Consider the following 11971-nt stretch of genomic DNA (forward strand, 5'->3'; position numbering starts at 1 on the left):
CGGAGTGGCTGATGCATCGCTACAAGGTTCGGGAGATCGCCCAGCAGTGCGGTCTCAGCGAGGCCACGGTTGATCGCGTGCTCAACGACCGGCCCGGGGTGCGCGAGAACACCCGCGCCGAGGTCATGCAGGCCATCGCCGACCTGGACAAGCAGCGGGCCCAGCTGCGGCTCAACGGTCGCCGCTACCTGATCGACGTGGTGATGCAGACGCCCCAGCGGTTCTCCGACGCGTTTCGCGCCGCCATCGAGGCCGAGTTGCCGGTCTTCGCGCCGGCGATGGTGCGGGCCCGCTTTCACCTCTGGGAATCGGGTTCGACGGCTCAGATGGCCGACGTGCTCGGCCGGATCAAGGGCAGTCACGGGGTGGTGCTCAAGGCGCAGGACGAACCCGAGGTGGCCGAGGCCATCGACCATCTGGTCACCGCCGGTGTTCCGGTGGTGACCTACACGACCGATGTGCCCAACAGCGCGCGGTGCGCCTATGTCGGGATCGACAATCACGGCGCGGGTGTGACCGCCGCCTATCTGATGGATCAGTGGCTCGGCGGGGCATCGTCGGGCGTGCTGATCACCTTGAGCCGCACGGTTTTTCGTGGCGAGGGCGAGCGCGAGGTGGGCTTCCGGTCCGGGTTACGCGGCTCGGGCCGCGAGATCGTCGAGGTCAGTGACAGCGACGGTATCGACGCCACCAACGAGCACTTGGTGCTCGACGCCCTGGAGCGTCATCCGGAGGTGGCGGCGGTGTACTCACCCGGTGGTGGCAACACCGCGACGGTGGCTGCCTTCGACAAACTTGGCCGGGGGTGCAATGTCTTCATCGCCCACGATCTCGATGCCGACAACCGGCGGCTGCTGCGCGACGGCCGCATCTCGGTGGTGTTGCACAACGATCTGCGGGCCGACGCGCGGCTGGCTCTGCGGGTGATTTTGCAGCAGCACGGCGCGCTGCCTGCCGAACCCGTGCGGCCGACGGCGATCCAGGTCGTCACGCCGTACAACCTCCCTTGCTGAGCGACGTTTGCGGAGCGAAACGGCCAGCACAGCGCGCAAGAATCTGTTTCCGCAGGAAACCCGACTACGATTCCGCGGGAAAGTAAAGACATAAGGAGACCGTTCGATGACGCCAAAGCTGGTCCCGGGCGTGACCGTGCTGGGCAACCTGGCGATCGACATCATCGACGGGGCCCCGCCGAGCCCCGGGGGATGCGCCTCGTTCGCGGGCGTGGCCCTGGAGGATGTCAGTGTCCTCGCACACATCGTGGCGATGGGTGCTCCCGAGGACCATGAGCTGTTCGACGCGGTGCTCGACCGCTTCGGCTCCATCGTCCGGTTCCTGCCGTCGGATCGCACCAGCGGCTTCCGTCTCGATTACGACGACACCGACCATCGCCGGATGTCGGTCGACGCCATCGGTCCGATCTGGACCCCCGCGGACGTCGACACCGACGATCCCCGCACCACCTGGATCCACCTCGCACCGCTGCTGCGGACCGACTTCCCGGCGAGCACGCTGGCGCACCTGGTCGCGCGCGGGCACCGCATCGCCTACGACGGGCAGGGCCTGGTGCGCGCCGACCGCCTGGGGCCGCTGACGCTGGACCGCAACTTCTCGCCCGATCTGCTGCGGCACCTCGACGTGCTCAAGCTCGCCGAGGATGAGGCGGTCATCGTCGCCGACGGGGATTTCGACGCGTCGACCGCAGAGCGGCTCGGTGTTCCGGAGATCGTGGTGACCTACGGGTCGGAGGGCTGCGACATTTACAAGGACGGCACCGTGATCCGGGTGCCTGCGGCATGGCGCGTGCTCGGCGTGCAGACCACCGGCGCCGGCGACATGTTCACCTCCTGCTACGTGGCCAACCGGGCCGACGGTGCCGATCCGCGCCGCGCCGCGGAGGTGGCCAGCGAGTTGGTGGCCCGCGAGTTGCAGAAGCGCGTCGAGGTCGGTTCGCCGGACCGGGTGTGACCCGGCGGCGCGCCTGCTAAAGTTGACGGGTGTCAAGTTCTTTGAGAACGGCGTTATCGGTCATCTACCGGTGAGTAGCCCTTCCTTAGAGAATGTCATTCTCCAAAACGTGATGAACACCACAAATGCGCTGTTTGGCGCTCCTGGTTACGTCGCTGAACAGCAAGTTTTTTCACAGGTAACCCGCGTGTCGCCGGTTTGTGTGGCAAAAGCCACCCTAAGAGAAGTGCAATAATGGTTACCGGTAGTGACACCAAAATTCTTCGATGTAACGCCTCTCCTCGAACAGCCAGAGTTGAGGGGGCGTGAAAGGCAGGGAGTCGTGGGCCAGAACGGCAATGGAGCCGCCCCGCGGCAGAAGCTGGAAAAAGTCGTCATCCGCTTTGCGGGCGACTCCGGCGACGGCATGCAGCTCACCGGTGACCGTTTCACGACGGAGGCGGCGCTGTTCGGCAATGACCTTGCCACCCAGCCGAACTACCCCGCCGAGATCCGCGCACCACAGGGCACCCTGCCCGGTGTGTCGTCGTTTCAGATCCAGATCGCCGATTACGACATCCTGACCGCCGGCGACCGTCCGGACGTACTGGTCGCGATGAATCCCGCGGCGCTGAAGGCCAACGTCTCCGACCTGCCGCGCGGTGGCCTGATCATCGCCAACGCCGACGAATTCACCAAGCGCAACCTGGCCAAGGTCGGGTACGACAGCAATCCGCTGGAATCCGACGAGCTGTCCGACTATGTGGTGCAATCCGTCGCCATGACCACCCTCACGCTGGGCGCGGTCGAGGCGATCGGCGCCACCAAGAAGGACGGCCAGCGCGCCAAGAACATGTTCGCCCTGGGGCTGCTGTCCTGGATGTACGGGCGTGAGCTCGAGGCCAGTGAGGCCTTCATCCGGGAGAAGTTCGCCCGCAAGCCCGAGATCGCCGAGGCCAACGTGCTGGCGCTGAAGGCGGGCTGGAACTACGGCGAGACCACCGAGGCCTTCGCCGTCACCTACGAGGTGGCCCCGGCGAAGCTCAAGTCGGGTGAATACCGGCAGATCTCCGGCAACACCGCGCTCGCCTACGGCGTCGTGGCGGCCGGTCAGCTGGGCGACATCCAGGTGGTGCTGGGTACCTACCCGATCACCCCGGCCAGCGACATCCTGCATGAGCTGTCCAAGTACAAGCACTTCAACGTGCTCACCTTCCAGGCCGAGGACGAGATCGCCGGCATCGGTGCGGCCATCGGTGCCTCGTACGGCGGCGCCCTCGGCGTCACCAGCACGTCGGGCCCCGGTGTCTCGCTCAAGTCGGAGGCCATCGGCCTGGCCGTGATGACCGAGCTCCCGCTGCTGGTCATCGATGTGCAGCGCGGTGGCCCGTCCACCGGCCTGCCGACCAAGACCGAGCAGGCCGACCTGCTGCAGGCGCTGTACGGCCGCAACGGCGAATCGCCCGTCGCGGTGCTGGCGCCGTGCTCGCCGTCGGACTGCTTCGACGTCGCGGTCGAGGCCGTCCGCATCGCCATCGGCTACCACACGCCGGTGATCATCCTGTCCGACGGTGCGATCGCCAACGGGTCGGAGCCGTGGCGGATCCCCGACATCAGCACCTACCCGTCGATCGAGCACACCTTCGCCGAAGAGGGCAAGCCGTTCCAGCCGTACGCCCGCGATCCCGAGACGCTGGCCCGCCAGTTCGCGATCCCCGGCACGCCTGGCCTGGAACACCGGATCGGCGGCCTCGAAGCGGCCAACGGCTCCGGCAACATCTCCTACGAGCCGAAGAACCACGACCTCATGGTCCGGTTGCGGCAGGCCAAGATCGACGGCATCACGGTGCCCGACCTCGAGGTCGACGATCCGACCGGTGACGCCGAGCTGCTTCTGCTCGGCTGGGGCAGCAGTTACGGCCCCATCGGCGAGGCCTGCCGGCGCGCCCGGCGCAACGGCATCAAGGTGGCGCACGCTCAGCTGCGGTACCTGAACCCGTTCCCGGCCAACCTCGAAGAGGTGCTGAAGCGCTACCCGAACGTGGTGGTGCCGGAGATGAACCTCGGCCAGCTCGCTCTGCTGCTGCGCGGTAAGTATCTGGTCGACATCCAGTCCGTGACCAAGGTCGAGGGCATGGCCTTCCTGGCCGACGAGGTCGAGGGCATCATCGGCGCGGCGCTGGACGGAACGTTGCGCGAGAAGGAAACTGACAAGGCGAAGTTTGCCCGGCTGGCAGCGGCCACCGTGGAATCCGTGGGAGCAGGAGCATGACCGACCTGATTGGCTCAGATCTGGGCCTCACCGAAGCCCTCAGCAAGACGGCGCTGGTGCCGAAGACGGACCAGCCGCAGAAGGGCAAGGACTTCACCAGTGACCAAGAGGTCCGCTGGTGCCCCGGCTGCGGTGACTACGTCATCCTCAACACCATCCGCAACTTCCTGCCCGAACTGGGACTGCGCCGCGAGAACATCGCCTTCATCAGCGGTATCGGCTGCTCCAGCAGGTTCCCGTACTACCTGGAGACCTACGGTTTCCACTCCATCCACGGCCGTGCCCCGACCATCGCGACCGGCCTGGCGCTGGCGCGCCCGGACCTCTCGGTGTGGGTGGTGACCGGTGACGGTGACTCGCTGTCCATCGGTGGCAACCACCTGATCCACGCGCTGCGCCGCAACATCAACATCACGATCCTGCTGTTCAACAACCGGATCTACGGACTGACCAAGGGCCAGTACTCGCCGACCTCCGAGGTCGGCAAGGTCACCAAGTCGACCCCGATGGGTTCGGTGGACTACCCGTTCAACCCGGTGTCGCTGGCGCTCGGTGCCGAGGCCACCTTCGTCGGCCGGGCGCTGGACTCCGACCGCGCCGGCCTGACCGAGGTGCTTCGCGCCGCGGCCAGCCATCGTGGTGCCGCGCTCGTCGAGATCATGCAGGACTGCCCGATCTTCAACGACGGTTCGTTCGACGCGCTGCGCAAGGAAGGCGCCGAGGACCGGCTGATCAACCTCAGCCACGGTGAGCCGATCACCTTCGGCACCGACGCGCAGTACTGCGTGGTCAAGTCGGGCTTCGGCCTCGAGGTCGCCAAGACCGCCGATGTCGCAGCCGATCAGATCGTCGTGCACAACGCCACGATCGACGACCCGGCCTACGCCTTCGCGCTGTCGCGGCTGTCCGAGCAGAACCTCGAGCACATGGTGACGGGCATCTTCCGCCAGGTCAGCAAGCCGACCTACGACGACGCGGCCCGCCAGCAGATCACCGACGCGCGTGCGGCCAAGCCGGGCGACACCGCCGCGCTGCAGGCGCTGCTTCGCGGCAAAGACACCTGGTCCGTCGACTAGCTCGACTAACGTCGCCGGTGTGACGTCATCGGGACCCCTGGCAGCGGTTGTGTTGGCCGGCGGGGCGTCCCGCCGCATGGGACGCGACAAGGCGACCCTGGAATTCGACGGGCAGACGCTCGTCGAACGCGTGGTGGCCACGGTATCGCAGCGCTGCCGGCCCGTCTTCGTCGTCGCAGCGCCGGGTCAGGCGCTGCCGGCGTTGCCCGCCGAGATCCTGCGTGACGATGTCCGTGGGCTGGGTCCACTGCTGGCGACCGCACGCGGGTTGCGCGCGGCTGCAGAGGCGGGCGCGCAACGCGCGTTCGTCTGCGCCGTGGACATGCCCTACCTGTCGGCCGAGCTGATCGACACCCTGATCGGGGAGTCGTCGGACGCCGACGTGGTGCTGCCGTGGGATGGCCGTGACCACTACCTGGCCGGTCTCTACCGCACCTCGTTGGCCGAGACCGCGTCACAGTTGGTGGCGGCGGGGGAGCGCAGCATGCGAGCCCTGGTGGACGGTACCCCCGGCGTCGACACCCACCGCGTCGTGCTGGACGAGCAACGCGCGCTGACCAACGTCAACACCTCTGCCGACCTCGCCTGACCGGCGGTATTCGCGCCCCTGCGGGTAGCAAATTACGAATTCAAGCGCCTCCGGCGGTGAATTTATCCGTACGTGACGTTATTGGTCTTTATCTCCGCTGAATAACAGTCGGCTAAATGTTGTGCTTCGACGGCACTAGTCGTCGCCGGTATTCGAAACGACTCGCTGTGCCTGCGAGACTAGCTGTGTGGCAACCATTTTGGGAGCATCCGTTCGGCCTGTGGCAGGAGTGACGTGGCGAAACATGCTGCGGCACAGAGATATAAGCTGCACTAATTAGTGGCCTCCGTGAGGTGGTGAACGCGCGACGCACGTCAACAGGGGTGGCGAGGGGCATCCCGGCTCGCGCGAGAACGGGGAGATCTCGTAAGGGGTTGTCCAACAAGATATTAGAAGGGCACCGCGGTTCGCGCTCAGATGCTCTGTCGGCGCTGACGTCCCGTGTCATTCATCCAAATATGCTGTGCTGCAGCTGCTTTGGCTGGCACCGACGCCCTCTTCGGAGGAAGTTGCAGCCAGCGAACTCGGGCCGCGATAAAACCGCAGGTCATGGCCTTTCGTGTGGAAAAGTGGTGAACTTGGCGCGAACGACCTGCGTAGCCCCTTCCGCCCCGTGGTCCAGCTCACAAAATCCCCGTGATTTGAGTCACCAAATGATTCACGACCTGCATTTTGGGCAACTGCGCAAAATGTTGGGTTGACCTGCACAGTTCATACATAGGATGCGTCGTGATCAAGTCGTGATCTTCTCGCGACATGATCTAAATCCGATGTGACTTCACGCCGGAGGTTTTGTACGTTTTTCTCAACCCCGCAAGGGAGCAAATAATTTCACATTCAAAACCTGCGTGTGTGCGGGGCTTCTGCGAGAACATCTGTGGAGGCGGCCGGGGCTGATTTCCCGGCAAGGCAATCTCGTGCCTCCCGCTGCGGTGCCCGACAGAGAAGGCACGGTCCAAATTTCACGCCTGGTCCTCCAGGCATTTCACGCCCGCGTGCGCGCGGGTGTCTTTGGCGCGCGCTTGGCGAAGGGATCGAAGTTGAAGAACATCCGCACCACGTTCGGTATGACCGTCATCGCCGGGGCGCTCGCAGTGGCCCCCGTCGCCCTGGGGGCGGGTACCGCCAATGCGGACAACGGTGTGAACTGGGACGCCGTCGCTGCCTGCGAGTCGGGCGGCAACTGGGCCATCAACACCGGGAACGGCTACTACGGTGGCCTGCAGTTCAACATGGGCACCTGGCGCGCCAACGGTGGCAGCGGTTCGCCGCACAACGCCAGCCGCGAGGAGCAGATCCGGGTCGCCAATCGCGTCCTGAGCTCGCAGGGCATCGGCGCGTGGCCGGTGTGTGGCCGTCGCGGCTGACACGCTGCTCATACGTGCCGCCTATATCAGAGGTGTGACAATGGCGCCGGGCTTCGAGCCCGGCGCCATTGTTTTCTCACAAATCCCGCGAATAGCCATTTGTCGCATAAGAAAGCCCTAAAACTTGTGCCTCCTGCGTAACAGATGATTTCCCCCACCCGAAACACGGGTAACTGCAGTGCAAGAACGCACCATCCATTGCATGCGGAACTCGTGTCACCGGTCGGGGAAGGACCGCAAGATGAAGAGCTTCAGCGCCGCCATCAAGAAGACATTCACCCGGATGCTGTGGGTCGCCGCCGCGACCGGTGCCATGGCCGCCGCACCGCTGGCCATGTCGGCCACCGCCGCCGCGGACAGCGGGGTGAACTGGGACGCGCTCGCCCAGTGTGAATCCGGCGGCAACTGGGCGATCAACACCGGAAACGGCGCCTCCGGGGGGCTTCAGTTCAAGCAGGCCACCTGGACCGCCAACGGCGGTGTCGGTGCACCGCACCAGGCCAGCCGGGCCGAGCAGATCCGGGTCGCCGAGAACGTGATGCGCACCCAGGGCCTGGGCGCCTGGCCCACCTGCGGCGCCCAGGCTGCCAGCCCCGCCGTCTGGAACAAGCCGGCCCCCGCCGCGACGAACCCGGCCGCCGGCGGTTGCAAGGCCATCCGCCCCGGCGCCATTCTCGGCATCTTCGACATCCGCAAGATGTGCACCACGCTGGTGTCGTTCGGCCAGCCGCGCTGACCCTGCCCGACCCGGCTAGCGTGGCAGACATGACGTCTCGCCACGCATTCGGTGACCTGGACCGCTACCTCGAACTACCCAGGATCGCCGGGCTGGCGGTCTCGCCGGACGGTTCCCGGCTGGTCACCACCATCAGCGAGATCAATGAAGACCGCACCGAATTCATCACGGCGATATGGGAATTGGACCCGCACGGGCAGCGGCCGGCACAGCGGCTGACCCGCGGGGTCAAAGGCGAATCCGCACCGGCGTTCACCGCGGGCGGTGACCTGCTGTTCATCGCGGTGCGCCCCACCCCCGCTGACGACAAACCACCCGCCGCGCTGTGGCGCCTGCCCGCCGCCGGCGGCGAGGCCGCCGAAATGCTGACCCTGCCGGGTGGGGTCGCCGCCGTACACACCGCGACCGCGGCCGATCGCGTCGTCGTCACCGCGCCGCTGCTGCCGTCGGCGGCGACGGTCGAGGACGACACCCGCCTGCGGGCGCTGCGCAAGGACGGCAAGGTCTCGGCGGTCCTGCACACCGGGTATCCGGTGCGGTACTGGGACCATGACCTCGGACCCGATCATCCCCACCTACTCGACGCGGCCGACTCCCGTGACCTCACGCCGGCACCGGGCGCCGCCCTGCGCGAAGCCGGTGTCGCCGTCAGCGCCGACGGGTCATTCGTGGTCACGTCGTGGCAGGCTCCCGGGCCCGGCGCCTCGATCCGCGTCGCCCTGGTGCGCGTCGACACCGCGACCGGTGAACGGCAGGTGATCGTCGAAGACGCCGAGGCCGACCTCGGCCATCCCGCCATCTCACCCGACGGCACCCGGTTGGCCTTCCTGCGCGAGACGGTCTCCACACCGCAAGCCGCCCCGCGGATCACGTTGTGTGTCATGGCTTTCGGTGAGCCATGGGTGGAGGTCACGCAGGAATGGGACCGCTGGCCGTCGTCGGTCAGCTGGACCACCGACGGGACGGCCCTGGTGATCACCGCCGATGACGCCGGCCGGTGCCCGGTCTTCTCGGTGCTCCCGGAAACCGGTGCGGTGACCCGGTTGACCGACGACGACCACAGCTACACCGACGTGCGTACCGCGCCCGGCGGCGTCCTCTACGCCCTGCGTCATTCCTATGCTGCACCACCGCATCCGGTCCGGATCGACCCCGACGGGCAGGTCGCCACGCTGCCGTGTGTCGAATTGCCGGAATTGCCCGGCGAATTGGAAGAGCTGACGACGGCGGCACCGGACGGGGTGCCGGTGCGGTCCTGGCTGGTCCTCCCGGCGGGCAGCGCGCAGGCGCCGCTGGTGCTGTGGGTACACGGCGGCCCGCTCGGCAGTTGGAACGCCTGGCACTGGCGGTGGAATCCGTGGCTGCTGGCTGCCGCGGGCTACGCCGTATTGATGCCGGACCCGGCGCTGTCCACAGGCTATGGGCAGCGGTTCATCCAGCGCGGCTGGGGCGCCTGGGGTGCGGCGCCCTACACCGATCTGATGGCGGCCACCGATGCCGCGTGTGCCCACCCACGGGTCGACGCCGGCCGGACCGCCGTCATGGGCGGATCGTTCGGCGGCTACATGGCCAACTGGATCGCCGGGCATACCGATCGTTTCGACGCCGTCGTCACGCACGCCAGCCTGTGGGCGCTCGACCAGTTCGGGCACACCACCGACGGCGCCTACTGGTGGGCGCGTGAGATGACCGAGCAGATGACGCAGCACAATTCACCGCACCGCAGCGTGCAGCGGATCAACACCCCGATGCTGGTGATCCACGGGGACAAGGACTACCGCGTCCCCATCGGCGAAGGTCTGCGGCTCTGGTACGAACTGCTCACCGAATCGGCACTGCCCGCCGACGCGGCCGGGGACAGCCCACACCAGTTCCTGTACTTCCCGTCCGAGGGGCACTGGATCGCTGCGCCGCAACACACCAAGATCTGGTACCAGGTGATCATCGCGTTCCTCGGCCGCCACGTTCTGGGTGAGGGCACAAGCCTGCCCGAGACGCTCGGGTAGCTTCGGACACCATGACCTCGCAGCGGGAATTCGACCTCGTCCTCTACGGCGCCACCGGGTTCGCCGGCAAACTCACGGCCGAGTACCTGGCCAGGGCGGGCGGCGCGGCCCGCATCGCGCTGGCCGGCAGGTCCGTCGACAAGGTCCGTGCGGTGCGCGACACCCTGGGGGAGTCCGCCGCCGGGTGGGCGATCATCGAGGCCGACGCCGGGTCCCCGGCAACGCTGGCGGCGATGGCCGCCCGCACCCAGGTCGTCGTCACCACCGTCGGTCCCTATACCCGCTACGGACTGCCTCTGGTGGCCGCATGTGTCGAGGCCGGCACCGATTACGCGGACCTCACCGGCGAGACACCGTTCATCCGTGACAGCGCCGACCAGTTCCACAAGCAGGCCGTCGACAACGGCGCGCGCATCGTGCACTCCTGCGGATTCGATTCGGTGCCTTCGGATCTCACCGTCTACGCCCTCTACGACCGGGCACGGACGGACGGCACGGGTGACCTCACCGATACCAACCTGGTGCTGCGCACCTTCGCCGGCGGGGTCTCCGGTGGCACGGTCGCCTCGATGATGGAGTTCTTCCGCACGGCGGCCGGCGATCCCGACATCCGGCGCGAGATGCTCGATCCCTACACGCTGAGCACCGACCGCGGTGCCGAACCGGACCTCGGGCACCAGTCCGATACCCCGTGGCGGCGCGGTGTCCAGATCGCGCCAGAGCTGGACGGCGTCTGGACCGGCGCGTTCGCGATGGCCGCGCCGAATTCGCGAATCGTGCGGCGCAGCAACGCCCTGCTCGACTGGGCGTACGGCCGCACCTTCCGCTACGCGGAGCACATGAGCACCGGTTCCTCGGTGCTGGCCCCGGTGGCCGCCGCGGTGGACACCGCCGTCAACGCGGCGGCCTTCGGACTCGGCATGAAGTACCTCAACAAGGTGCCCTCGGCTCTGCTGGACCGGATCACCCCCAAACCCGGAACCGGACCGAGCGAAAAGACCCGGGAGAACGGGCACTACCGCATCGAGACCTACACCACGACCAGCACCGGAGCGCGCTACCGGACGGTCATCGCTCAGCAGGGGGACCCCGGCTACAAGGCGACCGCGGTGCTGCTCGGCGAGAGCGGGCTGGCGCTGGCGCTGGACCGGGACCGGCTCTCGGATCTGCGCGGCGTGCTCACCCCGGCCGCGGCCATGGGCGACGCATTGCTGACCCGGTTGCCGGGTGCCGGAGTGACGCTGGAGACCACCCGGCTCGATTGAAACCGGGCAGCGCCGAAGGCCTGTGGGCGAGGCCCGAATACGGCTAGGGTCGATCGCGGATAGGACTTGCATCAGCGATGAAGGTGGGGACGATATGGCCGGTCTGGATGATCTCTTCGCGCAGATTCCCGTACAGGACATTGCGACGAAACTGGGCGCCGACGAAGGCGAGGTGAACAACGCCATCCGGACCCTGGTCCCGGCACTGGTGGGTGGACTGCAGCACAACGTGCAGTCCGGTGACATCGACTCGAGCAAGCTGGAGTCGGCGGTGACGGCCCAAGGTGCCAGCGGCCTGCTCGACGGCGGCGTCAGCGTCGACCAGGTCGATCAGGCCGAGGGCGACAACATCGTCGCCCACATCTTCGGCGGCAACGACAGCAATCAGGTCGCCTCGGCGCTCGCGGGTAGCGGTGCCGGTGGCAGCGGCCTGATCAAGCAGCTGCTGCCGATCCTGGCGCCCATCGTGCTCGCCTACATCGGCAAGCAGTTCGCACAGAACAACTCCGCGCCCGCGCAGCCGCAGGCCTCCGCCGGAGGCGGCGGCCTCGGCGACATCCTGGGCAGCATCCTGGGTGGCGCCGGCGGCGGTGGCGGGGCCGGGAACAACCCCCTGGGCAGCATCCTGGGCAGCGTGCTGGGTGGCGGCGGCGGCCAGGGCAATGCCATCGGCGAGATCCTCGGCGGGCTCCTCGGCGGCAAGAAGTAGTGAT

The 11971-nt window shown here is 67.1% G+C and carries 9 protein-coding genes and 1 pseudogene; all 10 read left to right on the forward strand.

What is annotated here, in order from left to right; genetic code table 11:
• The first annotated feature begins 8 nt into the window (after window positions 1-8).
• Window positions 9-1013: a LacI family DNA-binding transcriptional regulator gene (locus tag AC1DY7_RS12365; RefSeq protein ID WP_477494498.1), complete on the forward strand. Its 1005-nt coding sequence runs from the start codon at window positions 9-11 to the stop codon at window positions 1011-1013.
• Window positions 1014-1119: 106 nt separating this feature from the next.
• On the forward strand, window positions 1120-1968 hold the full coding sequence (locus tag AC1DY7_RS12370; RefSeq protein WP_477493987.1) for a PfkB family carbohydrate kinase: 849 nt from the start codon (window positions 1120-1122) through the stop codon (window positions 1966-1968).
• 295 nt (window positions 1969-2263) lie between these two features.
• Complete coding sequence (locus AC1DY7_RS12375; RefSeq protein ID WP_477493988.1) at window positions 2264-4219, forward strand: 2-oxoacid:acceptor oxidoreductase subunit alpha; 1956 nt, start codon at window positions 2264-2266, stop codon at window positions 4217-4219.
• Window positions 4216-5295, forward strand: coding sequence for a 2-oxoacid:ferredoxin oxidoreductase subunit beta (locus AC1DY7_RS12380; RefSeq protein WP_477493989.1), 1080 nt, complete (start codon window positions 4216-4218; stop codon window positions 5293-5295). Before AC1DY7_RS12375 ends, AC1DY7_RS12380 begins: the two co-directional genes overlap by 4 nt.
• A gap of 19 nt (window positions 5296-5314) precedes the next feature.
• A complete protein-coding gene (mobA, locus tag AC1DY7_RS12385; protein ID WP_477493990.1) occupies window positions 5315-5884 on the forward strand; it encodes a molybdenum cofactor guanylyltransferase in 570 nt (189 codons plus the stop codon).
• Between the two features lie 1139 nt (window positions 5885-7023).
• Window positions 7024-7251, forward strand: a pseudogene (locus tag AC1DY7_RS12390) (transglycosylase family protein); the annotation flags it as partial.
• A gap of 241 nt (window positions 7252-7492) precedes the next feature.
• A complete protein-coding gene (locus tag AC1DY7_RS12395) occupies window positions 7493-7987 on the forward strand; it encodes a transglycosylase family protein (RefSeq protein ID WP_477493991.1) in 495 nt (164 codons plus the stop codon).
• A 29-nt stretch (window positions 7988-8016) separates the two neighbouring features.
• Window positions 8017-9993, forward strand: coding sequence for a S9 family peptidase (locus AC1DY7_RS12400; protein ID WP_477493992.1), 1977 nt, complete (start codon window positions 8017-8019; stop codon window positions 9991-9993).
• 11 nt (window positions 9994-10004) lie between these two features.
• On the forward strand, window positions 10005-11258 hold the full coding sequence (locus tag AC1DY7_RS12405) for a saccharopine dehydrogenase family protein (RefSeq protein ID WP_477493993.1): 1254 nt from the start codon (window positions 10005-10007) through the stop codon (window positions 11256-11258).
• 94 nt (window positions 11259-11352) lie between these two features.
• Complete coding sequence (locus AC1DY7_RS12410) at window positions 11353-11967, forward strand: DUF937 domain-containing protein (protein WP_477493994.1); 615 nt, start codon at window positions 11353-11355, stop codon at window positions 11965-11967.
• The last annotated feature ends 4 nt before the right edge of the window (window positions 11968-11971 follow it).

The organism is Mycobacterium sp. P2_H7, assembly GCF_056403275.1.